The sequence below is a fragment of the Thalassospira sp. genome (assembly GCF_048059015.1).
In the GTDB taxonomy this organism is placed as follows: domain Bacteria; phylum Pseudomonadota; class Alphaproteobacteria; order Rhodospirillales; family Thalassospiraceae; genus Thalassospira.
Window position 1 is genome coordinate 20,093 of record NZ_JBLLNT010000021.1, and the last position, 24,074, is coordinate 44,166.

A 24,074-nucleotide genomic window follows, 5' to 3' on the forward strand; every position below is an offset into this window, starting at 1 on the left:
GACAATGGCTTTGAAGAAGTTTAAACCAACCTCTCCTGGTCGCCGTCAGCTGGTTCTCGTGGATCGTTCTGATCTCCACAAGGGCAAGCCGATCAAGTCGCTGACCGAAGGTCTGCGCAAGAACGGTGGCCGTAACAACACTGGTCGTATCACCGCCCGCCGTATTGGTGGTGGTCACAAACGTCGTTACCGTATTATCGACTTCAAACGTACCAAGTTTGACGTCGTCGGTACCGTCGAGCGTTTGGAATATGATCCGAACCGTACCGCGTTTATCGCACTGGTTCGCTATTCTGACGACGAGCTGGCCTACATCCTCGCACCGCAGCGTCTCGCTGTTGGCGACAACGTTGTTGCCGCTGAACGCGTAGACATTAAGCCGGGTAACGCCGCACCGCTGAAGAACATTCCGGTCGGTACCATTGTCCATAACGTCGAACTGAAAGCCGGTAAAGGTGGTCAGATCGCACGTTCAGCGGGTGCATACGTGCAGCTCGTTGGTAAGGACCAGGGTTACGCCCAGCTTAAGCTGTCCTCCGGTGAGGTACGTTTGGTACGTGGTGAATGCATGGCTACCATTGGTGCCGTGTCCAACCCGGACCATCAGAACACTAACCTTGGTAAAGCCGGCCGTAATCGCTGGCTCGGCAAGCGTCCTTCGGTTCGTGGTGTTGCCATGAACCCGATCGATCACCCGCATGGTGGTGGTGAAGGTCGTACTTCGGGTGGTCGTCACCCGGTTACGCCGTGGGGCAAGCCTACCAAGGGCAAACGTACCCGCTCGAACAAAAAGACCGACGCGCTCATCATGCGCCGTCGTCACAAGAGCTAACGGAGGAGGCTAGACTATGGCGCGTTCCGTTTGGAAGGGTCCGTTTGTTGACGGATACCTTCTTAAGAAAGCCGATACTGTCCGTGCCTCAGGCCGGAATGAGGTAATTAAGACCTGGTCGCGGCGTTCGACAATTCTGCCGCAATTCGTAGGCCTCACCTTTGGGGTTTACAATGGCCAGAAATTCCTGCCGGTGCTGGTGACTGAAGATATGATCGGTCACAAGTTCGGTGAATTCTCGCCGACCCGTACCTACTATGGTCACGCGGCCGACAAAAAGGCGAAGAGGAAGTAACGATGGGTAAAAAAGCTGACATCCGTCGGCTGGCGGATAACGAGGCTGCGGCTTCGCTCCGGGCAGTACGCATTTCCCCGCGTAAGCTCAACCTCGTCGCCGAGTCGATTCGTGGTTTGAAGGCAGAAGCTGCTTTGGCAGAACTGACCTTCTCCAACAAACGTATTTCGCAGGACGTCAAAAAGCTGCTGGAATCGGCGATTGCTAACGCCGAAAACAACCACCAGCTCGATGTCGACCGTCTCTACGTTAAAGAGGCATCTGTTGGTAAGGCCTTCGTGATGAAACGTTGGCGCGCCCGTGCACGCGGTCGCGTCGGCAAGATCATTAAGCCGTTCTCCAACATGCGCATCGTCGTTTGCGAACGTGAGGAGACCGAGTAATGGGTCAGAAAGTAAATCCGATCGGTCTGCGCGTTGGGATTAACCGTACCTGGGATTCCCGCTGGTACGCCAACAAGACCGATTTCGCTGGTCTTCTTCACGAAGATCTCGCGATCCGTAAGTACATCTTCGACCGCCTCAAGCAGGCTGGTGTTGCGAAGGTGATTATCGAACGTCCGGCGAAAAAAGCCCGCATCTCGATCCACACCGCTCGTCCGGGCGTTGTTATCGGGAAAAAAGGCCAGGACATCGAGAAGCTCAAGAACGATCTGCAGAAACTGGCGAATGCTGAAGTGCAGGTTAACATCATCGAAATCCGCAAGCCGGAAATCGATGCCAAGCTGGTCGCTGACAACATCGCCCAGCAGCTTGAGCGCCGTGTTTCGTTCCGTCGCGCTATGAAGCGCTCGGTTCAGAACGCAATGCGTCTCGGTGCTGGTGGCATTCGTATTAATGCTGCTGGCCGTCTTGGTGGCGCTGAAATCGCTCGTACCGAATGGTACCGTGAAGGTCGCGTTCCGCTGCACACTCTGCGTGCGGACGTTGATTATGGCACTTCCGAAGCACACACCACCTACGGTGTTTGCGGTCTGAAGGTCTGGATCTTCAAGGGCGAAATCATGGCACACGATCCGTTGGCTTCTGAGCGTAAAGCGCTCGAGTTCGACCGGTTCAGGCCGTAAGTAAGGAGATCCAGATATGCTTTCTCCGAAACGTACAAAGTTCCGTAAAGCCCACAAAGGCCGCCTTAAAGGTGAAGCCAAGGGTGGTACGGACCTTAATTTCGGCGCTTATGGCTTGAAAGCCTTGGAGCCTGAGCGTATAACGGCGCGTCAGATCGAAGCGGCTCGCCGTGCGATCACCCGCCACATCCGCCGTCAGGGTCGTGTGTGGATTCGCGTTTTCCCGGATCTCCCGGTCTCGCAGAAGCCTGCCGAAGTCCGTCAGGGTAAAGGTAAAGGCTCGCCTGAATATTGGGCGGCACGCGTTAAACCGGGTCGGATCATGTTTGAACTCGACGGTGTTCCGTTGGATCTTGCACGCCGTGCTTTCGAGCTGGCGTCGGCAAAACTGCCGATCAAGACCAAGTTTGTCACTCGTCTTGGTGAAGGGGAGTAATTAGTGATGAAAATTGCTGATCTCCGCGCTAAAAGCGCTGACGAACTGAAACAGCTGCTGCTGGACCTGCGTAAAGAATCGTTCAACATGCAATTCCAGCAGGCTTCTGGTCAGTTTGAAAACACTGCGCGGGTCCGCCAGGTCCGTCGTGATATCGCCCGCATCAAAACCCTTCTCGGTAACGAGAAGGGTGCGACCGCGGCCTAACTGGACACGCAGAGGAGTAACAACACATGCCGAGGCGTGTATTGCAGGGGACAGTCGTTTCGACCAAAAACGACAAGACCGTGGTGGTCCGTGTGGAACGCCAGGTCATGCACCCGCTGTATAAAAAGTACGTGCGCAAGTCGAAGAAATTCCACGCGCACGATGAAGAGAACCGCTTCAAAACGGGTGACGTAGTTCGCATTCGCGAATGCAAGCCGATCTCGAAGTTGAAGTCTTGGGAAGTAGTGGTCGAGGAGTGAGTCCTCAGCCCAATCATAGTCAAGGGGTAAACCCATGATCCAGATGCAGTCCAATCTGGACGTCGCCGACAACAGCGGCGCTCGCCGCGTCCAGTGCATCAAGGTGCTGGGCGGCTCGAAGCGCAAAACCGCTCACGTTGGTGATGTTATCGTGGTTTCCGTTAAGGAAGCCATCCCGCGCGGTCGCGTAAAGAAGGGTGCAGTTCACAAAGCTGTCATCGTTCGCACCGCAAAGGAAATCCGTCGTGCCGATGGCTCGGCGATCCGCTTTGACCGCAACGCTGCCGTTCTCATTAATGCGAACGGTGAGCCGATCGGCACGCGTATTTTTGGCCCGGTAACCCGTGAACTTCGTTCTAAAGGTTACATGAAGATCATTTCGCTCGCTCCGGAGGTGCTGTAATGGCTGCCAAGATTAAAAAGGGCGACCGCGTCATTGTTCTGACGGGTAAAGACAAAGGGAAGACCGGCGAGGTTCTCGCCGCATTCCCGGCCGAGAACAAAGTTCTGGTTTCGGGCATCAACCTGGTGAAACGTCACCAGCGCCCGACCGGTGCTGATGCCGGCGGCATCGTCGAGAAGGAAGCAAAAATTGCTGTTTCCAACATCGCGATTGTCGACCCGAAAGAAAACAAGCCGACCCGCGTCGGTTTCAAGACCCTTGATGACGGTCGCAAGGTTCGCTTCGCGAAGCTCAGCGGCGAAGTCATCGACAACTGAGGGACGGAAAAATGACGCGCCTGCGCGAACATTACAAAGAAGTGGTGCGTGACGCACTCCTCAAAGAGTTCTCCTACGAGAACTCGATGGAGATTCCGCGCCTCGAAAAGATCGTGATCAACATGGGTGTCGGCGACGCCACCCAGGATCGCAAAAAGCTGGAAGGTGCAGCTGCGGATCTCGCTGCTATCACCGGTCAGAAGCCTGTCTTCACCAAAGCGAAAAAGTCCGTTGCGGCTTTCAAACTTCGTGAAGGTATGAACATCGGTTGTAAAGTGACCCTGCGTCGCGACCGTATGTTTGAGTTCCTGGACCGCCTGGTCACCATCGCGCTTCCGCGCGTTCGTGACTTCCGCGGCCTGAACAAAAAATCTTTCGATGGTCGTGGCAACTTTGCCATGGGCTTGAAAGAACAGTTCGTCTTTCCTGAGGTAGAGTACGACAAAGTCGACTCTGTTCGCGGGATGGATATCATCATTTGTACCACGGCTAAGTCCGACGCTGAAGCTCTTGCCCTTCTTAAGGGTTTTGATCTTCCGTTCGGAAACTAACGGAGGTTGGCCCATGGCCAAGAAAAGCGCTGTAGAGCGTGAACTCAAACGTGAACGCCTGGCCAAGCAGTTTGCTGCCAAGCGTGCCGCCCTTAAAGCGGTTATCGCAAACCGCGAGACGTCCCCTGAGGACCGTATCGTGGCTGTGATGAAACTCGCCCAGCTGCCGCGTAACTCGGCTCGTATCCGTCAGCGTATTCGCTGCCAGGTATCCGGTCGCCCGCGTGGTGTCTATCGCAAATTCCGCCTGTCCCGTATCGCCCTTCGTGAACTTGCTTCGCGTGGCCAGATCCCGGGCATGGTGAAGTCGAGCTGGTAAGGAGGACATCACATGTCGATGACTGATCCAGTCGGTGATATGCTTACGCGTATCCGTAACGGTCAGCGCGTTGGTAAATCCAGCGTCGTCTCGCCGGCTTCGAAACTGCGTACCGGTGTGCTGGATGTTCTCCAGCGCGAAGGTTACATCCGCGGTTACAACATTAACGAAATTCGCAAGGGCGTCAGCGAAATCACCATCGAACTCAAATATTTTGAGGGCGATGCCGTGATTAAGCAGATCGACCGCGTCTCGACCCCGGGTCGCCGCGTATACTCGAAGATCAAAGATCTTCCTAAAGTGTATAACGGCCTCGGCATCGCAGTCCTATCCACTCCGAAAGGGGTTCTATCGGATCAGGAGGCTCGCGAGCAGAATGTCGGCGGCGAAATCCCTGCAAGGTATTCTAAGGAGGGCCAACGATGTCGCGAGTAGGAAAAAATCCGGTGGTCGTGCCTAACGGCGTTACCATCACCTTGACCGAAGAGCAGATCAGTGCAAAAGGCAAGCTCGGTGAGCTTAACCTGGCTCTGACCTCGGACGTAGCCGTCACTCAGGAAGATAACCAGATCTTCGTGAACCCGAAAAACGATAGCAAGCGCGCGCGTGCCCTTTGGGGTACCACCCGTGCGAACATCGCGAACCTCGTTACCGGGGTTTCGGAAGGTTTCACCAAGAAATTGGAAATCACCGGTGTTGGTTACCGTGCGCAGGTTCAGGGTAAAAACCTTGTTCTGCAGCTTGGCTTCTCACATGACGTAGAAATGGAGATCCCTGCGGGTCTTAACGTCGTCGCTGAAAAGCCGACCCTTATCGCCATCTCTGGCGCAGATAAACAGCTCGTTGGTCAGTTCGCTGCAAATGCACGCGGCTGGCGCGGTCCGGAGCCTTACAAAGGCAAGGGTGTCCGCTACGAAGGCGAGTATATCTTGCGCAAAGAAGGCAAGAAGAAGTAAGGACAGGCACGATGAAAAACGTGAGAAGCCTATTCGAACGCCGCAAGCGTCGCGTTCGTTTTGCGATCCGCCAGAAAGCGGCCGGTCGCCCGCGCCTCAGCGTGCACCGTTCGAACGCACACATCTATGCTCAGATCATCGACGACGTCGCTGGCACCACCCTGGTGGCTGCTTCGACGATGGAGAAAGATCTGCAGGCGAAAGGCAGCAATGCCGAAGCCGCTGCTCTGGTTGGCAAAGCTATTGCCGAGCGCGCAGTCAAAGCTGGTGTGAAAACGGTCGTCTTCGATCGTGGCGGGTATCTGTTCCATGGCCGGGTGAAAGCTCTGGCCGATGCCGCCCGTGAGGGCGGTCTGGACTTCTAAGGAGCACGACCATGGCACGTAACCAGAATCAACAGCAGCAGGCGCCGAAAGCCCGTGAAGAAAACGAACTCGTCGATAAGCTGGTTGGCATCAACCGCGTCGCGAAAGTCGTTAAGGGTGGCCGTCGTTTTGCTTTCTCCGCAATGGTAGTCGTCGGTGACCAGCGCGGTCGCGTCGGATACGGCACGGGCAAAGCTCGTGAAGTTCCGGAAGCGATCCGTAAGGCAACCGAAGCTGCTAAACGTAACATGATCCGCGTACCGCTGCGTGAAGGTCGTACCCTTCACCATGATACCCAGGGCCACTTCGGCGCAGGCAAGGTTATCCTTCGCTCCGCTCCGGCTGGTACCGGTATCATTGCAGGTGGTGCGATGCGTGCGGTTTTCGAAACCATGGGCGTTCAGGACGTTGTGTCCAAATGCACCGGTTCGAACAACCCGCACAACGTGATCCGCGCAACCCTTGACGCTCTGGTCAACGGTGCTTCCCCGCGTCAGGTCGCCGCTAAGCGTGGCCTGAAAGTCGGTGACGTCGTTGCCCGTCGCGATAGCGGTTCGGCTGCTGCCGCCGTTCTCGAAAAGGAGTAATTCGATATGGCTGCTAAGAAAAAAGCGACCGTTCGCGTTACCCAGACGGGTTCGCCGATCGGACGTCCGGCTGATCAGCGCCAGACCCTTGTTGGTCTTGGTCTGAACAAACTGCACCGGACTTCGTGAGCTGGAAGATACCCCAGCTGTTCGCGGTATGATCGCAAAGGTCAAGCACCTCGTCCGTGTGGACGAGGCTTGATTGACCCCAGATCGAAAAGGTGTTGAACGATGAAACTCAACGAACTTGCCGATAACCCGGGTGCCCGCAAGGCGCGCACCCGCGTCGGTCGCGGCATCGGTTCGGGCAAAGGCAAAACTTCTGGCGCAGGTCAGAAGGGTCAGAAGTCCCGTTCAGGTGTAGCCATCAATGGCTTCGAAGGCGGGCAGATGCCGGTCTATCGCCGTCTTCCGAAACGCGGCTTCAAAAACCCGTTCAAGAAACAGTTCGGTGTTGTGAACCTTGGTACCCTTCAGACCGCCGTTGATAACGGTGTTCTTGAAGAAGGTGCAAATGTCACCATCGCTGTTCTGACGGAAAAAGGTCTGGCCCGTCCGCAGAAAGACGGTCTGCGCCTTCTCGCTAAAGGCGAACTGAAAGCGAAACTGAACATCGAGATCTCCGGTGCTTCCAAAGCAGCTGTTGAAGCTGTTGAGAAAGTTGGCGGTTCGGTTAAAGTTCTTGCTCCGGTTGCTGCAGCAGAAACCGCAGAATAAGACTAGAATGACTTCGTGAGGGTCCGGTTCCAGTAATTAACGGGACCGGACCCTCCAGTTTATGTGTATTGGGAGATGAGTGCATGGCATCGGCCGCCGAGCAGCTTGCCGCGAACCTGAATTGGTCCGCTTTTTCGAAGTCGACCGAGCTTAAAAAGCGTATCTGGTTCACTTTGGGCGCGCTTATTGTTTACCGTCTTGGAACCTATATTCCGGTTCCTGGTGTTGACCCGTCCATTCTTGCTGACATTTTCCGTCAGAATGCGGGTGGCGTTCTGGGCATGTTTGACATGTTCGCCGGTGGTGCGCTGGGTCGTATGACGATCTTTGCGCTAAATATCATGCCGTACATCTCGGCCTCGATCATCATTCAGCTGATGACGACCGTTTCGCCAAATCTTGAGCAGCTCAAGAAAGAAGGCGAGCAGGGCCGCAAAAAAATTAATCAATATACCCGCTACCTTACGGTTCTGATCGCGACTGTTCAGGCGTGGGGCATTGCTGTTGGTCTGGAAAGCATGACCGGTTCGACCGGTGCTGCTGTTCATGATCCGGGCATGTTCTTCCGCGTTACGGCTGTGATCACGCTTGTTGGTGGCACCATGTTCCTGATGTGGCTTGGTGAGCAGATCACCCAGCGCGGCATCGGTAACGGTATTTCGCTGATCATCTTTGCTGGTATCGTCGCAGGTCTTCCGAGCGCGATTGCCGGTACCCTTGAACTTGGCCGTACCGGTGCAATTTCTGCACTGGTTATCGTCGCGATCATCGTTCTGGCGATTGCAGTTATTGCTTTCATCGTCTTTGTTGAACGTGCGCAGCGCCGTGTTCTGATCCAGTACCCGAAACGCCAGGTCGGCATGAAGGTTATGGAAGGTCAGAGCTCGCACCTGCCGCTCAAGATCAACACTGCCGGTGTTATTCCGCCGATCTTTGCAAGCTCGCTCCTGCTGATGCCGCTGTCGGTTGCTCAGTTCACCACTGGCGTTGATGCGCCGGCTTGGTTGACCACTGCGACAGCACTGCTTGGCCGTGGCCAGCCGCTTTACATCGCGCTTTATATCGGTCTGATCGTCTTCTTTGCCTTCTTCTACACAGCGGTTGTTTTCAACCCGGAAGATACGGCAGACAACCTGAAGAAACACGGTGGCTTTATTCCGGGCATCCGTCCGGGTAAAAATACCGCGAATCATCTGGATTTCATTCTGACCCGCCTGACCGTGATTGGTGCAGCGTATCTCGCATTCGTCTGTATCTTGCCGGAACTGCTGATCGCGGAATGGTCTGTTCCCTTCTACTTTGGTGGGACTAGCCTCCTGATCGTTGTCACGGTAACCATGGATACCGTTGCACAGATCCAGTCTCATATGCTGGCTCATCAGTATGAAGGCCTGATCAAGAAATCCAAACTGCGTGGTCGCCGCCGTTAAGAGCGGCCACGGAATTCAGGGGGACGACAATGAACATTATCCTTCTTGGCCCTCCCGGTGCAGGGAAAGGAACCCAGGCCAAGCGTCTCGAAACGGGACGCGGCATGATCCAGCTGTCGACTGGTGATATGCTTCGCGCAGCTGTTGCTGCCGGTACGGAACTGGGGCAGAAGGCAAAAGAAGTCATGGATGCGGGGCAGCTCGTATCTGACGATCTTATGATCGGCCTGATTTCTGAACGACTTGACCAGGATGATACCAAAGGTGGTTTCATTCTGGACGGGTTCCCGCGTACGACGGCCCAGGCAGAAGCCTTGGACGTTATGCTGGAATCCAAGGGACTGGCACTTGATTATGTGATTGAACTGCGTGTTGACGATGCAGCACTGGTGGCCCGTATTGTTGGCCGCTATACCTGCGCGAAATGCGGGCAGGGATATCACGACGAGTTCCAGAAACCTGCTGAAGAAGGTGTCTGTGACGTATGTTCTGGCACTGAATTCAAACGCCGTGCAGATGACAACGCCGAAACGGTTACCTCGCGACTGGAAGCTTATCACAAGCAGACAGCACCGATCATTCCTTACTATGAAAAGGTCGGTAAGCTGAAAACAGTTGACGGGATGGCCGAAATCGACGAAGTTACGCGCGAGATTGAAGCCATCCTGGGGTAATTTCCCGGGCAGGGCGTTTTTTTGCTGGCGGGTTGGCAGTAATGCTTGCCCGCTTTTGCAGCGTCCTACCCTACCGGATCTGCCCTTGGGTTTGTTAACAGGAAACAGGAGTTCACATAGTGGCTCGTATTGCTGGCGTAAACATCCCGACCGCGAAGCGCGTCGTGATTGCGCTTACCTACATCACCGGTATTGGCCCGGCTAAAGCCAAAGAAATTTGCGCAAAGGTTGGTATCGAATCCACCACCCGCGTTCATCAGCTTTCTGATGACCAGGTGCTGAAGGTTCGTGAAGTCATCGACGCTGATTACACCGTTGAAGGCGACCTTCGTCGTGAAACCGCAATGAACATTAAACGTCTGATGGACCTGGGTTGCTATCGCGGCCTGCGTCATCGTCGCGGTCTCCCGGTACGCGGTCAGCGTACCCACACCAACGCTCGCACCCGTAAGGGCCCGGCTAAGCCGATTGCTGGCAAGAAGAAGTAAGGTAGGGGAACGACAATGGCGAAAGCTCCTCAGACTCGCGTGCGTCGCCGCGAGCGCAAGAACATTACGAACGGTATCGCGCACGTAAACGCGACCTTCAACAACACCATGATCACCATCACCGACGTTCAGGGTAACACCATTTCCTGGTCGACCGCTGGTGGTATGGGTTTCCGCGGTTCGCGTAAATCGACTCCGTATGCTGCACAGATGGCGGCCGAAGACGCAGGTAAAAAAGCTGCTGAACACGGCATGAAAACCCTCGAAGTACAGGTTAAAGGCCCGGGTTCGGGACGTGAATTTGCACTGCGTGCGCTTCAGGCTGTCGGTTTCACCATTACGTCGATCAAAGACGTAACGCCGATTCCGCACAACGGTTGCCGTCCGCGTAAACGTCGTCGCGTCTAATCGCGTCGATCTTTGCGGACGACCCCGCGTTTGGGCCCGGGTACACCGGGCCTCTTCGCGTTTCTCGCGAGGGCATTTTCATGCCCTCCTTACCATAGGCTCCAGTTGCGAAGGTGGGTCTCGTGATTTAAAAGAACTGGCAGGAACTGATTAAGCCGACGAAGCTTGATGTTACTCCGGGTACTGATGCCAGCCGCGTTGGTACGATCGTGGCGGAACCGCTGGAGCGCGGTTTTGGTCAGACTCTGGGTAACGCGCTGCGTCGCATTCTGCTGTCGTCGCTCCAGGGTTCGGCGGTGACTGCGATCCAGATCGACGGTGTATTGCACGAATTTTCGTCGATTCCGGGTGTGCGTGAAGATGTTACCGACATCATCCTGAACATCAAGACCATGGGCGTGCGTATGCATGCTGAAGGTCCGAAGAAAATGGCTCTGAAGGCGACCGGCCCGGGTGCCGTCACCGCAGGTCAGATCGAAACCGGTGCGGATATCGAAATCCTTAACCCGGATCTCGAGCTTTGCCATCTTGACGATGGTGCAACGCTCAACATCGAATTCACCGTTGATAACGGTAAAGGCTATGTTGCAGCCAGCTCGCACAGCTCTTCGGATGCGCCGATCGGTCTTATTCCGATTGATGCGATTTTCAGCCCGATCCGTAAAGTGGCCTACAAGGTGGAAAACACCCGTGTTGGTCAGGATACCGATTTTGACAAGCTGTCGCTGACCGTTGAAACCAATGGCGCGCTGACCCCGGAAGACTCGGTTGCGCTTGCTGCCCGTATCCTCCAGGACCAGCTGTCTCTGTTCGTCAACTTCGAAGAGCCGGAAGCGGTTGTCGAAGAGAAGAAAGAAGACGAACTGCCGTTCAACCGTAACCTTCTTCGTAAGGTTGACGAGCTTGAACTGTCGGTACGTTCGGCGAACTGCCTGAAGAACGACAACATCATCTATATCGGTGATCTTGTTCAGAAGACCGAAGCAGAAATGCTCCGTACGCCGAACTTCGGCCGTAAGTCGCTGAACGAAATCAAAGACGTACTGGCTCAGATGGGCCTGCATCTCGGTATGGAAGTCGGCGGCTGGCCGCCGGAAAACATCGAAGAACTTGCTCGCAAGTTCGAAGATCCGTTCTAAGAACGGGTCTTCGGCCTTCGGGCCGTTTTCGGAACATTTATGTTCCAAACCGGATAACCAGTTGTTTGGGCGTCCGGCGGGCGCGTTGCCCACACCGCACGTGCATAACCTGACCTTTCATTGAAAGTGATCAGGGTGGCGGCGCGGTTTTACAATCGGTTTCGTGAGCGAAGCCAGGCTATTTAGGAGAGTTACCATGCGTCACGGTATGCAAGGCCGTAAGCTTAATCGTACTTCGTCCCATCGTAAGGCGATGTTTGCCAACATGGCAGTTTCGCTGCTCACCCACGAGCAGATCAAAACCACTCTTCCGAAGGCCAAGGATCTTCGCCCGTATGTCGAAAAACTGATTACGCTGGGCAAGCGGGGCGACCTGCATGCACGCCGTCAGGCCATTTCGATCCTGCGTGACGATAAAGTTGTTGCCAAGCTGTTCGGCGAAATCGCTGACCGCTACAAAGAGCGTTCGGGTGGTTACACCCGCGTTCTCAAGGCCGGCTTCCGTTACGGCGATGCGGCTCCGGTAGCTGTGATTGAACTTGTCGATCGCAACGTCGAAGCAAAAGGCGCGGCTGACCGCGCTCGCCTCGAAGCAGAGGGCGAAGGCGAAGAAGCAGCTGCTGAATAAGTAGCGTTTCGGCCTTTAAGAAACAGAAACGGGCGATACCTTACGGTGTCGCCCGTTTTCTTTTGCCCAAATGACATTGTTGGGCCATATGCCACTTTGTTCATATTTCTGCCAAGGTTGCGCGTAAGGTCTAAATTCCCTAATTGAGGTATCGGTTAGATCGGTCGGCGTCCCGCAATGCCAAACCGCTCTGACGATGCCGATAAAAACCGATCTTATAACCACCACCTTGAAGAAGAGAGTGCGACGTGCAGGCAAAATGGATTTCGACCATTGTGACAATTGCGATGATCAGCATGACCGCAATTGCCGGTGTGACCAACACGGCCCATGCCCAAAGCGATGAAGTTGCGGTTGATCGGCGCCTACCGTCGAGCCAGACCGAAATCAAGATGTCGCTTTCGCCATTGGTCAAACAGACCGCACCGGCGGTCGTTAATATCTATACCAAAAAGGTCGTCTCCGAGCGTCAGCGCACGCCATTCTTCAACGACCCGTTCTTCAAGCAATTCTTTGGTGATCGTTTTAATGGAGCCTTTGGCGCACCGCGCCAACGCGTTGAACGATCCCTCGGTTCGGGTGTGATTGTCTCTAGTGACGGGACGGTCGTGACCAACCATCACGTGATCGATGGGGCCAGTGAAATCCGTGTCGTTCTGCATGATAACCGTGAATTTGATGCCGACCTTGTCGGATCAGACGAACGTACTGATTTGGCGGTGTTGAAACTGCGCGCAGTTGAACGCGAACTTCCCGCGATTCCGTTTGGCGATTCCGATGCGGTTGAAGTCGGCGATCTTGTGCTGGCGATCGGCAACCCGTTTGGCGTTGGTCAGACCGTCACAAGCGGCATTGTTTCCGCATTGGCCCGTGCCGGTGTGACCGGACAGGATTACCAGTCTTTCATTCAGACGGACGCCGCGATTAACCCGGGGAACTCGGGCGGGGCGCTGGTTGATATTGATGGCAAACTGATTGGTGTGAACTCCGCAATCTTCACCAAGTCTGGCGGCTCCAACGGGATCGGCTTTGCGGTGCCTGCCAATATGGTCAAGGTCGTTATGCGCGGTCTGATCAGTGGCGATTTGCGTCGTCCATGGCTGGGGGCAGCCGGGCAGGCGGTGACGGCTGATTTGGCGGCATCGCTGGAACTGGATCGCCCGCATGGTGTTTTGATCAACAAGGTCCGTGATGGCAGCCCGGCTGATCGTGGTGATCTGCGTTCCGGTGACGTGGTGATTGCGGTAAACGGTCTTCCAGTCGATAACCCGAACGAACTTAAATTCCGCATCGCCACCCTTGAGCTTGATGGCAAAGCAGAGCTTTCCGTGCTGCGCCGTGGTGTTGAAACCAAGCTTGCCATGCCGCTTGAAGTCGCCCCGGAACTCCCGGCACGCGATGAAAGCATCATTGATGGCACGAACCCGTTCAGTGGCACCAAGATCGCCAATATGAACCCGGCACTGGCCGACGAGCTTGGCGTCGATACCCTGACACAGGGCGTCATGATCCTGGCAGTTGCTCGCGATAGCCTTGCGCGTCGCACCCGTCTGCAGGCAGGTGACTATATCGTCGAAGTCAATGGCGAGCCGATTGATAGCGTCGCGCGCCTAAAGGAAGTCGTACGTGCCGGTGAACGTGGTCGCGATTGGAAGATTGCTGTCAAACGCGATGGCAAAATCCTGACCGGGGAATTCACCCTCTAAGCCAGCCTTCGGTCGAATTTATAAAGGGCGCGATGCCATTGGTGTCGCGCCCTTTGTCGTTTGCACATGATCGCGCGTTAGGATGCCTTGCCATGCCGCAACATCATCAGCGCGGCAAAGGTCACCAGCCCAAGGGCGATGGTCAGGAAGATGGCATATTGCCCGTAATCATCGATCAGAAGCCCAAACAGAAACGGTGCCGCAGCTTGGGCAAAGCGCGATGGCGCCATGATAAAGCCTTGGCGGGCGCCATAGCCATTGGGACCAAAGATCGCCAATGGCAGGGTTCCCTTGGCGATGGTGAGGATCCCGTTGCCAACCCCATGCAGGCTGGTGAACAGCATCCCGACAGGCCCGCCAAACATCAGCAGCAAGACCGCCCCAATCGGATGAGTAAGGGCGGACAAGCGTGACGAGATCAGTGGATGCATCTTTTTAAGCAATCCGAATTCCAACAACCGCCCTGCCACCTGCGCCGGTCCGACCAAGGACGCCGCAATCAGCGCATCCGTGGCATCCATGCCAGATATTTGCAAAAGACGCGGCAAATGTGCGGCCATGGCGGTTGTGGTAAACCAGCTTGCAGCAAAGACAACAGCCAACAGGATCATCGGTGCGTTCAGGATATCCTTGCGCGCCAGTTTGGTCGGGGCAGGGGCAATTCTGCTTGCTGGATCAGTCTCGTTACTTTCAGTTGCGCTATCTTGCTTGGTTCTGGGGATCAGAAACAGGTTTAAGGGCAGGCCAAGGACGATATGCATCGCGGCCCAAAAGTAACAGGCCACGCGCCAGCCAAATTCGGCCTCAAACCCGGCGGTGATCGGCCAGCAGATCGTACTGGCGAAGCCTGCAATCAGGGTGATGCCGGTGATTGGTCCGCGCGCATCGTGGCCGAAAATCCAGCTGAGCGTGGCAAAGGCCGACTCATAAAGCCCCATCGACATGCCAATGCCAATCACGCACCAAGCCAGACACATCATGACAAGACTGTCAGACATCCCCAACAGGGCAAGACCAGCCGCAAAGATCAGGCTTGAAATCGCAAGAATGGTCCGCCCGCCAAACTGATCAATCCGTGCACCTGCCGACGGTCCCAAAATGGCGGCAAAAACCAGTGCCAGGGAAAAGGCACCAAATGCCCAGCCCGGCGGAATTCCAAGCTCAACCGCCATCGGTTCGGCCAGAATGGCCGGAAGATAAAGGGTCGTCCCAAACGCAAGGGTCTGACCTGTGCCAAGCCCCAAAACGATGGGAAGTTTTGATGGTGTTGATGACATGCTCATGCCATGCCCCGGTGATTAGGGCTGGGCTTGTAAATGGGGCGGGGGGGATCAAGCCTCACAATCGGTCACTTCTGCTGTTTGGCGTGGTGCGCGTGGTTCTATCTTGGCGGTAATTCGGGCGGAAAGCTATGCCCGGCTGATGGGGCCGTCAATTGCCGATGTTTCGTCTGTCATCAATGTCATCAGCATGTTACTTTTCGCAGCAAAGTTGCCCCAATCTTTCCACCATCACGATGACGCTTCATGGTTTCCCTGTTTGAAAGTCAGGTATCGCGCCCTTTGGCCGACAGACTGCGCCCTGCCAAGCTTGACGAAGTTGTCGGGCAGGGACATCTGTTTGGTGATGATGGCCCAATCACACGCATGATCAAAACCGGTCGAGTGCCGTCCGTGATCCTTTGGGGGCCGCCGGGCTGTGGCAAGACCACATTGGCGCGTCTGATGGCTGATGTTGCTGATATGGCGTTCGAACCGCTTTCAGCGATATTTTCCGGCGTTGCTGACCTGCGCAAGGTGTTTGAACGTGCGCGCGGTCGCCGGTCGACTGGTGGTGCAACGCTTCTGTTCATCGATGAAATCCATCGCTTCAACAAGGCGCAGCAAGACAGCTTCCTGCCCTATGTCGAAGATGGCACCATCACGCTGATCGGGGCGACCACCGAAAACCCGTCCTTTGAGCTGAATGCGGCACTTCTGTCACGTTGTCAGGTGCTGGTGCTTAAACGACTAGATGATCAGGGACTTGAAGAGCTTCTGGTACGGGCAGAAAAGGAAATGGGTTTCGAGCTGCCCGTGACGCCCGAGGCGCGCGAAACATTGCGCGCCATGGCAGATGGCGATGGGCGTTATTGCCTCAACCTTGCCGAAGAACTGTTTCTGATGCCACCCAGTGATGATGGTCCGCTGGGTGTGGCCGAGCTTGCCCGCACCGTGCAAAAGCGCATGCCGCTTTATGACAAGGGCGATGACAGTCATTACAATCTGATCAGTGCCTTGCATAAATCCATTCGTGGATCGGACCCGGATGCAGCGCTTTATTGGTTTAACCGCATGTTGGCGGGTGGCGAGGATCCCAAGTTCCTTGCGCGCCGTCTGACGCGTATGGCAGTTGAGGATATCGGCCTTGCCGATCCACAGGCCCAGCAGTTCTGTATTGGTGCGTGGGAGTCTATGAACGGCTTGGCAGTCCGGAAGGGGAACTTGCCCTGGCGCAAGCCGTGATCTATCTGGCACTGGCACCGAAATCGAATGCCGGGTACTCGGCATATAAAAGGTCGCTTAAGATCGCGCGTGAAACCGGATCATTGATGCCACCCGCCCACATCCTTAATGCACCGACCAAGCTGATGAAGGATATCGGTTATGGTACGGGCTATGCCTATGACCATGATCAGGAAGACGGTTTTTCCGGGCAGAACTATTTCCCCGAAGGCATGCGGCGACAGAATTTTTATGAGCCGGTCGAGCGCGGCTTTGAACGCGACCTTAAAAAACGCGTCGAATATTTCGAGCGGCTGCGCGCAGAACGTCAAAAGAAGAACAATCAAAGTAACTGACGCGCGGTTAGGTATCGTTTTGGAAACAATCTGGTGAAAACTCTCTAGGTAAACAAGCTGCGCGAATAGCGGTAGTTTCAGGTCAACAAACGAACACGCATTTGGAGACCTCAAATGACCCATATTCTGCACGTGAATGCGTCTGTGAACGGTGAGAACTCGAACTCCCGCCAGATCGCGTCCAAACTGATCGAACGCATTGTTGCTGCCAACCCGTCCGCGACCGTTACCGATCGTGACGCCAATGCAGCGGAAATCTCTGCACTGACCGGTGAAACCGTTGGTGCCTTCTACACCCCGGAAGAAAGCCGCTCTGACGCACAGAAATCCGTCATTGCTGTTTCTGACAAAATGGTTGCTGAAGTTCAGGCTGCCGACATCCTTGTTATCGGTGCGCCGATGTACAACTTCTCGGTTCCGTCCACGCTCAAAGCCTGGGTTGACCTGATCGCCCGCGTTGGTGTGACCTTCCAGTACACCGAAAACGGTCCGGTTGGTCTTCTGACTGGCAAGAAAGCCTACGTTGTTGTTGCAACCGGTGGTGTGCCGGTCAACAGCCCGGCTGACTTCGCAACTCCGTACCTGAAGCAGGTTCTTGGTTTCATCGGCATTTCTGATGTTGAAATCATCGATGCATCGGGCTTCGCGGTAAATGCTGAAGAAGCCATGGAACGCGCAATTGCTAATGTCGAAGCGATTGAACTTCCGGCTGTTGCCTAACAAATTTCGTCTCCCGACGTCTTGCAAGACCGGGACTCAGCAAAAGTAACATATCCCCCCCCCGCTTTGCTGGGTTCCGCGTTTAGCAAATTTAATGCCCGACTGTTTCCCCGGTCGGGCATTTTAATTCTGTCTGTTTCCGTACTATTGTGGTTTCCTATGAACGCGCCGGTTACACCGGACAGCGCTTACAGGCAGACAGGTGGTGCGATTGAGACGGCTGATAATGTTTGCGATATGGGGACTTGTGGTTCTGGCAGGGATATTTGTCGTCATCCGGTTTACCGGATTGATTGACCATATGCTGCCTGCGGGTGATCCACCCAACTTTACCTTTGCCCCGGACGCCAGCGTTCCGCAAAGCCGGAATTATTTCATCGTCTGTCCCGCTGAACGATCCCCAAAAACTGACCGCCGGATGGAAAGCCCCAAGTTCGAGGCAGCTGTTTCCACTCTGACCGACCTTTTGGTCGAAACCGCACCGGCGCATGGCATGACATTGATGAGTGGCATTGCCGGATCGGAACCCGGTCGGCTTTATTTCCTGGCGCGCAGCCCGGTATTTCATTTCCCTGATTGGGTTGAGGTCGAATTGATCCTGCCTGAAACCGGCAATGAGATTACCTTTTGCCTGTTTGCCCAGTCGGTTTATGGCCTTGATGACATCCAGCAGAACGAGAAACGCACACGTGCCTGGATTTCCGATGTGATTGCCAGAATGGGGCAGGCGGGCTAAACAATTGAAATCAATTATGATGTGCGGATCTTTGATAGATCCGTGCGTTGGCTTCCAGATGCCATTTGATGGGCCCTGTTATTGCCATGGCCCTATGCCGTTTTCACACGTGACTTTTGATGTTTGAAAGAATAGGTTCCGCGCCATGCAATTTTCACCGTTGTTAATCGCTTCCATTGCTTTGGGCGGCGCCATTGGTGCGGTCGCACGTCACAGTGTGTCGGTCATGATGGGCTCCATGCTCGGTAATGGATTTCCCTGGGGAACCATAACGGTCAATATCGTTGGTTCATTCCTGATGGGGGTGTTGATCGAAGTCTCGGCCCTGAAACTTTCCATGGGACCTGAGATGCGCGCACTCCTCGTGACCGGTTTTCTGGGGGCGTTTACAACTTTTTCGACTTTTTCGCTCGATGTGGCGACCCTATATGAACGGGGCAATATGGGCTTGGCGGCCCTGTATGTGATTGTTTCCGTCGTGGTTGGTATATCTGCGTTGTTTGGCGCGTTTGCGCTGGTAAGGGGTATTCTGCAATGAGTGGTGTCACTCTGCGCAAGGTCAAAGCTGACGAAGCCGATATTCGGCTTGATCGCTGGTTCAAGCGCAACTGTCCTGAATTTACCTTCGGGCAGGTTCAAAAGTTCCTGCGCGGCGGTCAGATCCGCGTTGATGGCAAACGTGCCAAGGCCAACCAGCGGGTTGAGCCGGGCCAGGAAATCCGCGTTCCGCCGCTTCCGGTGATGTCTGGGGGCGGTGTTGGCCCATGGGCCGAAGAAGGTGGTAACTACACCTATAACCCGGCCGAAGTTCAGCAGCGCAAACAGGCGGGCCCGTCCAAATCGGATGCCAGCGAAGAAGAGCTTCAGGCACTGCGCGATTCCGTTATTTTCTATGACGAAGTCGTTCTGGCGATCAACAAGCCGGCCGGTCTTGCTGTTCAGGGCGGAACCAACACCAGCCTTCATGTCGATGGCATGCTTGATGCGCTGAAACTTGATAGCAAGGAACGCCCGAAACTTGTGCACCGCCTTGATAAGGACACCAGTGGTGTTCTGCTTCTGGCGCGTTCGGCATCAGCTGCCCATGCGCTGACCAAGGCGTTCAAGGACAAATCAACGCGCAAGCTTTATTGGGCGCTGGTTGCCGGTGCACCGGCAGAACGCGAAGGTCTGATTGACGCACCACTTGCCAAGATTGCTGGCAAGGGCGGGGAAAAGATGGTGATTGACGAGAAGCAGGGCAAATCAGCCCAAAGTATCTTCCGTCAGCTGCACCGTGCGGGTCGCAAGGCCGCATGGCTGGCGCTCTCGCCGCTGACCGGTCGTACCCACCAGTTGCGCGTTCACTGCGAAGCCATTGAATGCCCGATTTTGGGCGATGGTAAATATGGTGGGGCGAAAGCATTCCTTGATGGGCTTTCAAACCAGATGCATCTGCATGCGCGTGCGATCGACTTCCCGCATCCGGTGACCGGTCATCGCGTGGTGATCGAAGCACCAGTACCGCCGCATTTTGCCGAAAGCCTTAAAGCGCTTAATTTCGATCCGAAAACGCCGACCAAATTCCTGACCCCGGAAATTCACCGCGAGAAGGAAGAAAAGCCGAAGCCAAAGGCAAAGCCGTCGCGTGCGCGTAAGAAATAACGCCGGATTGACCCGGCTCTAAAACCGCGAAAAGCCGACGCAGTGCGTCGGCTTTTTCGTCCCTGTCAGAGGTCAAAACCAAAAGGCGTTGAATGACATTCGTAAGGTATCAGCGGTGATTAGTGTTTTCCGAAACGCTGGATGAACGCATCATGCACCCTGTTCAGATGCTGGGCATGAACCGTATTTCCCGATCGTTCACAGATTTCGGCCTGGCTTTTGATCATAATCGCAATGCGTTTCCTGCCTTGCGATGTGTGGACCATGCTTTCGCCTTCCTCCAAGGCGGTCACAAGTGGGATTTGCTCACACTCGGCAATGGCGAGAATCTCTTCCTCCTTAAGATCGCTGAAATCAATACAATCACGAAGAGTGAGCATCTTTCTGCCTCCGCTGTTAACGGCCAGACGAATATGATATCGCGCCTTTAGGGTGATCGGAAGCAGGCTGAAATTTATCTGTGGTTTCTGATGCTTCCGGGCATGTGCAAAATGGTTCTGCATTGCAGATGTGCGGGACTCGATCTTTGGTCCTCTTTGGATTAGGTTCTGGCTTTCCGAAATACAGGATGAAAGACCCCACATGGCCAACGACCCGCTCAGACTTGTTGTATTTGATTGCGACGGCACCCTTGTTGACAGTCAGCATGCGATTGCACATTGCATGGATCATGCCTTTGCCCAGCATGGGCTGGATTGTCCGGGGCTTGAAAATACCCGCACAATTATTGGTCTGAGCCTGCCCGAAGCCATCATCAAGCTTGCCGCACCGTCCAAGATTGATGATGCGCTGATTGATGCGGTGACAGCCGCTTATAAAACAGCTTTCTTTACCCTGCGTCAGACGCCTGATTTCCATGAACCGCTTTTCCCGGGCGTTCGCGAAGTTCTGGCCGAGCTTGATCGTCGTCAGTGGTTAAGTGGTGTTGCGACCGGCAAGGCACGCCGTGGTCTCGATGCTGTTCTGGCGCGCAACGCGCTTGAACGTCGGTTTGTGACCCTTCAGACCTGCGATAACCATCCGTCAAAACCCAATCCGGCAATGTTGATGGCCGCTCTTGATGAAACCGGGGTCGATGCGCCCAATGCGGTGATTGTTGGCGATACCAGCTATGACATCGAAATGGGCCGTGCGGCAGGAATGATCGCCATCGGTGTTGATTGGGGATATCATGACGTCGATACATTGCATAAGTCTGGTGCGCATGCCGTGATCAGCCACTTTGACGAGCTTGCATCTGTTCTTGAAGAGATTTGGGAAATCGATCGTGACGCCGCTTAAGAACCCGGAACTGGCACCGATCAGCTTTGAGCTGACCCTGGCCGTTGATCCCGATGCTGCCTTTGACGCCTTTACCACAGGCTTTGGTGAATGGTGGCCGACGGACACCCATTCGCTTTCGAAAATGGAATGCATTTCCGTTGAGCTTAATGGTGGCTTTGGCGGTCAGATTATCGAGCGTGCCAAGGGCCGCGATAATATCATTTGGGGGCAGGTGGAAACCTGGAAACCGGGCGAGAAGCTTTCATTTACATGGCATCCGGGCTGGAATGCCGGGGATTATACCCTTGTGGAAGTCACCTTTGGCCTAAATGACTTTGGCCGCTGCGTGATCCGGCTTGAACATAAAGCATGGGAAAATGTCGGCGAAATCGCACCGGCCTTGCGCGATGGTTATCTCAAGGGCTGGGAAATGGTCTTTGGCGAATGCTTTGGCAACTATCTGCGTAAGAAGCGCTGATCGCAAAGCAAGGCACAGAACAAAGAAGGGCACCAAACGGTGCCCTTTGTCGTTTTAGCTCGAAGCCTGATCAGAACAGGCGATATTCGATCAGGTCGCGCTGCAGCTTGACCGGATCGCGGAACCAATGGGTGATGAAGCCCATCTCGCGTGCCTGCTGGATGTTCTTTTCACTGTCATCGATAAACAGCGTCTCGCGCGGATTAAGTTTGAAGCGATCACAGGTCAGCTCAAAGATGCGTGGGTCCGGCTTGGCGAGTTTTTCCTGACCCGATACCAGAATGCCTTCGAAATGGTTCAGGAATTCAAAGCGTTCCAATGCGTGCGGCCAAGTTTCCGCAGACCAGTTGGTCAGGGCAAACAGGCGGACCTTGTTGCGCTTTTTCAAATCTTCCAACACGCCAACGGTGCGGGCGATCGCGCCATTGAGCATTTCCGGCCAGCGATCATTCCATGCAGCGATCTGATCATGATAGTGCGGATAGCGATGCTGCAAATCCGGGATGGAATCCTTGAAGCTTAGTGCTCCTTTGTCATGCAGGAAGTTCCAATGCGGGTGGCAAACCTCGTTCAGGAATTTTTCCATCTCGGCCGTGTCATCGAAAATCTTGCGATACAAATAGCGCGGATCCCAATCGACAAGAACACCACCAAGATCAAACAGAACGGTTTCGATATCGCGCATGGGGGCTCCTTGGGGAATTGATGATTTGGGAAACGACAAATTGCGGTTCCCGTTAAATCAGGTGACGTGCTCATCCGCAAGCAGCAGTTTCTTGAAAAGACGTAGAAGCGCTGATCCTGCGGGGCAGGGGCAACGTATGGAATGCAAAGGCAAATTTGCCTGATGACGGGATTGTCATTTGCCAAGTGCGGGTGTCCTTGCAGATGATCGTCATCGAACAATCAAGAATCAGAGGAGGCTTGAACATGTGTACGCTTGATGGATGCGGCTCCCACGAACATCTTGGCCCGCCGCCCAAGGCAACTGATGAACAACGTCGACTGTTTCTAAAAGGTGCGGCGGCCTTGCCGCTTGCCGTTATCCTTGCCGACCCGATGCTTGCCCATGCGGCTGGTCACGGGCTTGATAAAGTGACGATCACAACGCCCGAAGGCGATCAAATGGTGGCCGAAATCGCCATGCCGGCAACGCTTCCGGCACCCACCGTCATTCTGATCCATGAATGGTGGGGCCTGAACGATCATATTCGCGCGGTTGCAGCCGAATATGCCAAGCAGGGCTATATAGCTCTTGCGGTTGATCTTTATGGCGAGCCGCCAGCGACGACACCGGATGGTGCGCGTGCATTGATGTCGGGCATGGATCCGGTCGTGGCAACCCGTAAATTGCAGTCATCGGTCGAATTCCTGCGGGGGCATAAGGACTCAACGGGCAAGGTTGGCTCGGTCGGGTGGTGCTTTGGTGGTGGCTGGTCGCTTAATACGGCCCTTGCAACCGATGTCGATGCAGCCGTGATCTATTACGGCAATGTCAAAAAGACCCCGGAACAGGTCGCGACGCTCAATGCCCCGATCATGGGCCATTTCGGCACCCTTGATAAAAGCATCAACAAGGACATGGTCGACGGGTTCGAGCAGTCCCTGCGTGTGGCGGGTAAATCAGATTACGAGTTCTTCTGGTATGAAGCTGACCATGCGTTTGCCAACCCAACGGGTGGTCGCTATGACAACGAAGATGCAATGCTGGCCTGGGATCGCACCATGGCGTTCTTCGATCAGCATCTTGGATGAGATTTCCAATCGTATGACAAAAAAGGCCGGGAAAAATCCCGGCCTTTTTATTTGTCTGATGAATAAGCTTAACCTGTCGGATTGCCGCGGTTCGCCCATTTGGTGGAGCGGCGTTCAATCACGTTAAAGATCTCATACATCGCAATCCCCATCACCGCGATCACCAGCAATCCGGCAAAGACCAGCGGCATGTTGAACTTCGACGATGCCGACAGCATCAAATAACCAACGCCAACATTCGATGCGACGGTTTCCGAAATAACCGAACCGACAAAGGCCAGCGTGATGGCGACCTTAAGCGATGCAAAGAAGTACGGCATTGCACGCGGGAAGCCGACCTTGACCAGAATGTCGCGGCGCGTTGCACCGAGCGATCGCAACACATCACGCAATTCCGGCTCAAGCGTTGCCAGACCGGTGGCCACGTTCACCACAATCGGGAAGAACGAAATCAAAAACGCGGTAATGATTGCCGGAACCGTGCCAATGCCAAACCACATGACCAGAACCGGGACAAGGGCGACTTTGGGAACGGAGTTAAAGCCAACCAAAAGCGGATTTGCTGCGTCATAGATCGCCCGGCTGGAGCCAACAAGTGCGCCCAGCACCACGCCAAACACGACTGCAATGGCAAAGCCCGCAAGCGTTGTGTAAAGCGTATGGACCGCATGCATCCAGATCGCTTCATGGAATTGCCAGCCGACAATGATGCTTTCAGACGGGGTTGGCAGGACGTAAGGCGGGATATTGAAAATCCGCACCACCAGTTCCCAGAACACAAACAAGCCAATGGCGCTAAGCCAGGGCGTTGCTTTGGTAAGGTTGAATTTCTTTTTCATGATCTGCCCGCCTTTC

General features: G+C 54.8%; 33 protein-coding genes and 3 pseudogenes. 32 read left to right on the plus strand and 4 right to left on the minus strand.

Annotated features, from left to right (window positions below; genetic code table 11):
- Nucleotides 1-4: 4 nt before the first annotated feature.
- From rplB to ACMZ66_RS21265, 24 genes and pseudogenes are all read left to right on the plus strand, one after another.
- Entirely contained in the window at nt 5-832 is an 828-nt protein-coding gene (gene rplB, locus ACMZ66_RS21150) for a 50S ribosomal protein L2 (protein ID WP_416940375.1), read from the plus strand.
- Nucleotides 833-848: 16 nt separating this feature from the next.
- The gene (gene rpsS / locus ACMZ66_RS21155; RefSeq protein WP_008892178.1) at nt 849-1,127 is read left to right on the plus strand and encodes a 30S ribosomal protein S19; all 279 of its coding nucleotides are present in this window, start codon (nt 849-851) and stop codon (nt 1,125-1,127) included.
- 2 nt (nt 1,128-1,129) lie between these two features.
- On the plus strand, nt 1,130-1,510 hold the full coding sequence (gene rplV, locus ACMZ66_RS21160; protein ID WP_114098873.1) for a 50S ribosomal protein L22: 381 nt from the start codon (nt 1,130-1,132) through the stop codon (nt 1,508-1,510).
- The gene (gene rpsC / locus ACMZ66_RS21165) at nt 1,510-2,193 is read left to right on the plus strand and encodes a 30S ribosomal protein S3 (protein ID WP_416940378.1); all 684 of its coding nucleotides are present in this window, start codon (nt 1,510-1,512) and stop codon (nt 2,191-2,193) included. The genes rplV and rpsC overlap by 1 nt, the downstream gene beginning before the upstream one ends.
- Nucleotides 2,194-2,209: 16 nt before the next feature.
- Nucleotides 2,210-2,629 (plus strand): 50S ribosomal protein L16, encoded by a 420-nt coding sequence (gene rplP, locus ACMZ66_RS21170; protein ID WP_068518266.1) that lies wholly within the window; start codon nt 2,210-2,212, stop codon nt 2,627-2,629.
- 6 nt (nt 2,630-2,635) lie between these two features.
- Nucleotides 2,636-2,836: a 50S ribosomal protein L29 gene (gene rpmC / locus ACMZ66_RS21175; RefSeq protein ID WP_416940380.1), complete on the plus strand. Its 201-nt coding sequence runs from the start codon at nt 2,636-2,638 to the stop codon at nt 2,834-2,836.
- Between the two features lie 26 nt (nt 2,837-2,862).
- On the plus strand, nt 2,863-3,096 hold the full coding sequence (rpsQ, locus tag ACMZ66_RS21180) for a 30S ribosomal protein S17 (RefSeq protein WP_008892183.1): 234 nt from the start codon (nt 2,863-2,865) through the stop codon (nt 3,094-3,096).
- A gap of 34 nt (nt 3,097-3,130) precedes the next feature.
- A complete protein-coding gene (gene rplN, locus ACMZ66_RS21185) occupies nt 3,131-3,499 on the plus strand; it encodes a 50S ribosomal protein L14 (RefSeq protein WP_033067181.1) in 369 nt (122 codons plus the stop codon).
- Nucleotides 3,499-3,816, plus strand: a complete 318-nt coding sequence (gene rplX, locus ACMZ66_RS21190) for a 50S ribosomal protein L24 (RefSeq protein ID WP_068518265.1) — start codon at nt 3,499-3,501, stop codon at nt 3,814-3,816. The genes rplN and rplX overlap by 1 nt, the downstream gene beginning before the upstream one ends.
- An 11-nt stretch (nt 3,817-3,827) precedes the next feature.
- On the plus strand, nt 3,828-4,367 hold the full coding sequence (gene rplE, locus ACMZ66_RS21195; protein WP_416940383.1) for a 50S ribosomal protein L5: 540 nt from the start codon (nt 3,828-3,830) through the stop codon (nt 4,365-4,367).
- Nucleotides 4,368-4,380: 13 nt separating this feature from the next.
- Nucleotides 4,381-4,686 (plus strand): 30S ribosomal protein S14, encoded by a 306-nt coding sequence (rpsN, locus tag ACMZ66_RS21200; RefSeq protein WP_416940385.1) that lies wholly within the window; start codon nt 4,381-4,383, stop codon nt 4,684-4,686.
- A 12-nt stretch (nt 4,687-4,698) separates the two neighbouring features.
- Entirely contained in the window at nt 4,699-5,121 is a 423-nt protein-coding gene (gene rpsH / locus ACMZ66_RS21205) for a 30S ribosomal protein S8 (protein ID WP_416940387.1), read from the plus strand.
- Complete coding sequence (gene rplF / locus ACMZ66_RS21210; RefSeq protein WP_416940388.1) at nt 5,109-5,642, plus strand: 50S ribosomal protein L6; 534 nt, start codon at nt 5,109-5,111, stop codon at nt 5,640-5,642. The genes rpsH and rplF overlap by 13 nt, the downstream gene beginning before the upstream one ends.
- Before the next feature lie 11 nt (nt 5,643-5,653).
- On the plus strand, nt 5,654-6,007 hold the full coding sequence (rplR, locus tag ACMZ66_RS21215; protein ID WP_416940389.1) for a 50S ribosomal protein L18: 354 nt from the start codon (nt 5,654-5,656) through the stop codon (nt 6,005-6,007).
- A gap of 11 nt (nt 6,008-6,018) precedes the next feature.
- On the plus strand, nt 6,019-6,594 hold the full coding sequence (gene rpsE, locus ACMZ66_RS21220) for a 30S ribosomal protein S5 (RefSeq protein WP_008892191.1): 576 nt from the start codon (nt 6,019-6,021) through the stop codon (nt 6,592-6,594).
- A gap of 6 nt (nt 6,595-6,600) precedes the next feature.
- Nucleotides 6,601-6,796: pseudogene (gene rpmD, locus ACMZ66_RS21225) on the plus strand (50S ribosomal protein L30).
- 29 nt (nt 6,797-6,825) lie between these two features.
- Nucleotides 6,826-7,311, plus strand: coding sequence for a 50S ribosomal protein L15 (gene rplO, locus ACMZ66_RS21230; protein ID WP_416940391.1), 486 nt, complete (start codon nt 6,826-6,828; stop codon nt 7,309-7,311).
- Nucleotides 7,312-7,394: 83 nt separating this feature from the next.
- The gene (secY, locus tag ACMZ66_RS21235) at nt 7,395-8,741 is read left to right on the plus strand and encodes a preprotein translocase subunit SecY (RefSeq protein ID WP_416940393.1); all 1,347 of its coding nucleotides are present in this window, start codon (nt 7,395-7,397) and stop codon (nt 8,739-8,741) included.
- Nucleotides 8,742-8,770: 29 nt separating this feature from the next.
- Nucleotides 8,771-9,415 carry an adenylate kinase gene (locus ACMZ66_RS21240; RefSeq protein WP_416940395.1) on the plus strand — a complete coding sequence of 215 codons (645 nt, stop codon included), beginning with the start codon at nt 8,771-8,773 and terminating at the stop codon, nt 9,413-9,415.
- Between the two features lie 119 nt (nt 9,416-9,534).
- Nucleotides 9,535-9,903 carry a 30S ribosomal protein S13 gene (gene rpsM / locus ACMZ66_RS21245; protein WP_416940397.1) on the plus strand — a complete coding sequence of 123 codons (369 nt, stop codon included), beginning with the start codon at nt 9,535-9,537 and terminating at the stop codon, nt 9,901-9,903.
- Between the two features lie 15 nt (nt 9,904-9,918).
- Complete coding sequence (gene rpsK, locus ACMZ66_RS21250) at nt 9,919-10,311, plus strand: 30S ribosomal protein S11 (protein WP_416940399.1); 393 nt, start codon at nt 9,919-9,921, stop codon at nt 10,309-10,311.
- 131 nt (nt 10,312-10,442) lie between these two features.
- A pseudogene (locus tag ACMZ66_RS21255) lies at nt 10,443-11,450 on the plus strand (DNA-directed RNA polymerase subunit alpha); the annotation flags it as partial.
- Between the two features lie 196 nt (nt 11,451-11,646).
- Nucleotides 11,647-12,078, plus strand: a complete 432-nt coding sequence (gene rplQ / locus ACMZ66_RS21260) for a 50S ribosomal protein L17 (RefSeq protein WP_101247951.1) — start codon at nt 11,647-11,649, stop codon at nt 12,076-12,078.
- A gap of 248 nt (nt 12,079-12,326) precedes the next feature.
- The gene (locus ACMZ66_RS21265) at nt 12,327-13,784 is read left to right on the plus strand and encodes a DegQ family serine endoprotease (protein ID WP_416940401.1); all 1,458 of its coding nucleotides are present in this window, start codon (nt 12,327-12,329) and stop codon (nt 13,782-13,784) included.
- Nucleotides 13,785-13,861: 77 nt separating this feature from the next.
- On the opposite strand, the gene ACMZ66_RS21270 is transcribed toward ACMZ66_RS21265, so the two are convergent.
- Nucleotides 13,862-15,067, minus strand: a complete 1,206-nt coding sequence (locus ACMZ66_RS21270; RefSeq protein ID WP_416940403.1) for an MFS transporter — start codon at nt 15,065-15,067, stop codon at nt 13,862-13,864.
- 243 nt (nt 15,068-15,310) lie between these two features.
- Between ACMZ66_RS21270 and ACMZ66_RS21275 the strand changes: the two are divergent.
- From ACMZ66_RS21275 to ACMZ66_RS21295, 5 genes and pseudogenes are all read left to right on the plus strand, one after another.
- A pseudogene (locus ACMZ66_RS21275) lies at nt 15,311-16,623 on the plus strand (replication-associated recombination protein A).
- A 114-nt stretch (nt 16,624-16,737) separates the two neighbouring features.
- Nucleotides 16,738-17,343 (plus strand): FMN-dependent NADH-azoreductase, encoded by a 606-nt coding sequence (locus ACMZ66_RS21280; protein ID WP_416940404.1) that lies wholly within the window; start codon nt 16,738-16,740, stop codon nt 17,341-17,343.
- A 226-nt stretch (nt 17,344-17,569) separates the two neighbouring features.
- Nucleotides 17,570-18,079, plus strand: a complete 510-nt coding sequence (locus ACMZ66_RS21285; RefSeq protein WP_416940405.1) for a DUF1499 domain-containing protein — start codon at nt 17,570-17,572, stop codon at nt 18,077-18,079.
- A gap of 145 nt (nt 18,080-18,224) precedes the next feature.
- Nucleotides 18,225-18,617, plus strand: coding sequence for a fluoride efflux transporter CrcB (gene crcB, locus ACMZ66_RS21290; RefSeq protein WP_416940407.1), 393 nt, complete (start codon nt 18,225-18,227; stop codon nt 18,615-18,617).
- Nucleotides 18,614-19,723: an RluA family pseudouridine synthase gene (locus ACMZ66_RS21295; RefSeq protein WP_416940409.1), complete on the plus strand. Its 1,110-nt coding sequence runs from the start codon at nt 18,614-18,616 to the stop codon at nt 19,721-19,723. Before crcB ends, ACMZ66_RS21295 begins: the two co-directional genes overlap by 4 nt.
- A 119-nt stretch (nt 19,724-19,842) precedes the next feature.
- On the opposite strand, the gene ACMZ66_RS21300 is transcribed toward ACMZ66_RS21295, so the two are convergent.
- A complete protein-coding gene (locus ACMZ66_RS21300) occupies nt 19,843-20,226 on the minus strand; it encodes a hypothetical protein (protein WP_416940411.1) in 384 nt (127 codons plus the stop codon).
- Between the two features lie 79 nt (nt 20,227-20,305).
- Here ACMZ66_RS21300 and ACMZ66_RS21305 point away from each other — a divergent pair, with 79 nt between their 5' ends.
- Nucleotides 20,306-21,004, plus strand: coding sequence for an HAD-IA family hydrolase (locus ACMZ66_RS21305; RefSeq protein ID WP_416940413.1), 699 nt, complete (start codon nt 20,306-20,308; stop codon nt 21,002-21,004).
- Complete coding sequence (locus ACMZ66_RS21310) at nt 20,991-21,464, plus strand: SRPBCC domain-containing protein (RefSeq protein WP_416940415.1); 474 nt, start codon at nt 20,991-20,993, stop codon at nt 21,462-21,464. The genes ACMZ66_RS21305 and ACMZ66_RS21310 overlap by 14 nt, the downstream gene beginning before the upstream one ends.
- A gap of 70 nt (nt 21,465-21,534) precedes the next feature.
- Here ACMZ66_RS21310 and ACMZ66_RS21315 read toward each other — a convergent pair whose 3' ends face one another.
- Nucleotides 21,535-22,149, minus strand: coding sequence for an HAD family hydrolase (locus tag ACMZ66_RS21315; RefSeq protein WP_416940417.1), 615 nt, complete (start codon nt 22,147-22,149; stop codon nt 21,535-21,537).
- A gap of 245 nt (nt 22,150-22,394) precedes the next feature.
- On the opposite strand from ACMZ66_RS21315, the gene ACMZ66_RS21320 reads away from it, so the two are divergent.
- Entirely contained in the window at nt 22,395-23,219 is an 825-nt protein-coding gene (locus ACMZ66_RS21320) for a dienelactone hydrolase family protein (protein ID WP_416940419.1), read from the plus strand.
- 68 nt (nt 23,220-23,287) lie between these two features.
- Here the strand turns inward: ACMZ66_RS21320 and ACMZ66_RS21325 are convergent, their stop codons facing one another.
- Nucleotides 23,288-24,058, minus strand: a complete 771-nt coding sequence (locus ACMZ66_RS21325; protein WP_416940421.1) for an ABC transporter permease — start codon at nt 24,056-24,058, stop codon at nt 23,288-23,290.
- Nucleotides 24,059-24,074: the final 16 nt, after the last annotated feature.

Bases quoted from the DNA above. Each gene is read 5' to 3' on its own strand.
- rplN (WP_033067181.1), top strand. From the start codon at position 3,131: ATGATCCAGATGCAGTCCAATCTGGACGTCGCCGACAACAGCGGCGCT.
- rplQ (WP_101247951.1), top strand. From the start codon at position 11,647: ATGCGTCACGGTATGCAAGGCCGTAAGCTTAATCGTACTTCGTCCCAT.
- ACMZ66_RS21280 (WP_416940404.1), top strand. From the start codon at position 16,738: ATGACCCATATTCTGCACGTGAATGCGTCTGTGAACGGTGAGAACTCG.
- ACMZ66_RS21270 (WP_416940403.1), bottom strand. From the start codon at position 15,067: ATGAGCATGTCATCAACACCATCAAAACTTCCCATCGTTTTGGGGCTT.
- rplX (WP_068518265.1), top strand. From the start codon at position 3,499: ATGGCTGCCAAGATTAAAAAGGGCGACCGCGTCATTGTTCTGACGGGT.
- rpsS (WP_008892178.1), top strand. From the start codon at position 849: ATGGCGCGTTCCGTTTGGAAGGGTCCGTTTGTTGACGGATACCTTCTT.
- ACMZ66_RS21295 (WP_416940409.1), top strand. From the start codon at position 18,614: ATGAGTGGTGTCACTCTGCGCAAGGTCAAAGCTGACGAAGCCGATATT.
- rplO (WP_416940391.1), top strand. From the start codon at position 6,826: ATGAAACTCAACGAACTTGCCGATAACCCGGGTGCCCGCAAGGCGCGC.
- rpsC (WP_416940378.1), top strand. From the start codon at position 1,510: ATGGGTCAGAAAGTAAATCCGATCGGTCTGCGCGTTGGGATTAACCGT.
- rpmC (WP_416940380.1), top strand. From the start codon at position 2,636: ATGAAAATTGCTGATCTCCGCGCTAAAAGCGCTGACGAACTGAAACAG.
- rplF (WP_416940388.1), top strand. From the start codon at position 5,109: ATGTCGCGAGTAGGAAAAAATCCGGTGGTCGTGCCTAACGGCGTTACC.
- rplP (WP_068518266.1), top strand. From the start codon at position 2,210: ATGCTTTCTCCGAAACGTACAAAGTTCCGTAAAGCCCACAAAGGCCGC.
- ACMZ66_RS21285 (WP_416940405.1), top strand. From the start codon at position 17,570: ATGTTTGCGATATGGGGACTTGTGGTTCTGGCAGGGATATTTGTCGTC.
- rpsK (WP_416940399.1), top strand. From the start codon at position 9,919: ATGGCGAAAGCTCCTCAGACTCGCGTGCGTCGCCGCGAGCGCAAGAAC.
- ACMZ66_RS21300 (WP_416940411.1), bottom strand. From the start codon at position 20,226: ATGCAGAACCATTTTGCACATGCCCGGAAGCATCAGAAACCACAGATA.
- ACMZ66_RS21315 (WP_416940417.1), bottom strand. From the start codon at position 22,149: ATGCGCGATATCGAAACCGTTCTGTTTGATCTTGGTGGTGTTCTTGTC.
- rpsN (WP_416940385.1), top strand. From the start codon at position 4,381: ATGGCCAAGAAAAGCGCTGTAGAGCGTGAACTCAAACGTGAACGCCTG.
- secY (WP_416940393.1), top strand. From the start codon at position 7,395: ATGGCATCGGCCGCCGAGCAGCTTGCCGCGAACCTGAATTGGTCCGCT.
- ACMZ66_RS21320 (WP_416940419.1), top strand. From the start codon at position 22,395: ATGTGTACGCTTGATGGATGCGGCTCCCACGAACATCTTGGCCCGCCG.
- rplE (WP_416940383.1), top strand. From the start codon at position 3,828: ATGACGCGCCTGCGCGAACATTACAAAGAAGTGGTGCGTGACGCACTC.
- crcB (WP_416940407.1), top strand. From the start codon at position 18,225: ATGCAATTTTCACCGTTGTTAATCGCTTCCATTGCTTTGGGCGGCGCC.
- rpsQ (WP_008892183.1), top strand. From the start codon at position 2,863: ATGCCGAGGCGTGTATTGCAGGGGACAGTCGTTTCGACCAAAAACGAC.
- rplV (WP_114098873.1), top strand. From the start codon at position 1,130: ATGGGTAAAAAAGCTGACATCCGTCGGCTGGCGGATAACGAGGCTGCG.
- rpsH (WP_416940387.1), top strand. From the start codon at position 4,699: ATGTCGATGACTGATCCAGTCGGTGATATGCTTACGCGTATCCGTAAC.
- rplB (WP_416940375.1), top strand. From the start codon at position 5: ATGGCTTTGAAGAAGTTTAAACCAACCTCTCCTGGTCGCCGTCAGCTG.
- ACMZ66_RS21325 (WP_416940421.1), bottom strand. From the start codon at position 24,058: ATGAAAAAGAAATTCAACCTTACCAAAGCAACGCCCTGGCTTAGCGCC.
- rplR (WP_416940389.1), top strand. From the start codon at position 5,654: ATGAAAAACGTGAGAAGCCTATTCGAACGCCGCAAGCGTCGCGTTCGT.
- ACMZ66_RS21240 (WP_416940395.1), top strand. From the start codon at position 8,771: ATGAACATTATCCTTCTTGGCCCTCCCGGTGCAGGGAAAGGAACCCAG.
- ACMZ66_RS21305 (WP_416940413.1), top strand. From the start codon at position 20,306: ATGGCCAACGACCCGCTCAGACTTGTTGTATTTGATTGCGACGGCACC.
- rpsE (WP_008892191.1), top strand. From the start codon at position 6,019: ATGGCACGTAACCAGAATCAACAGCAGCAGGCGCCGAAAGCCCGTGAA.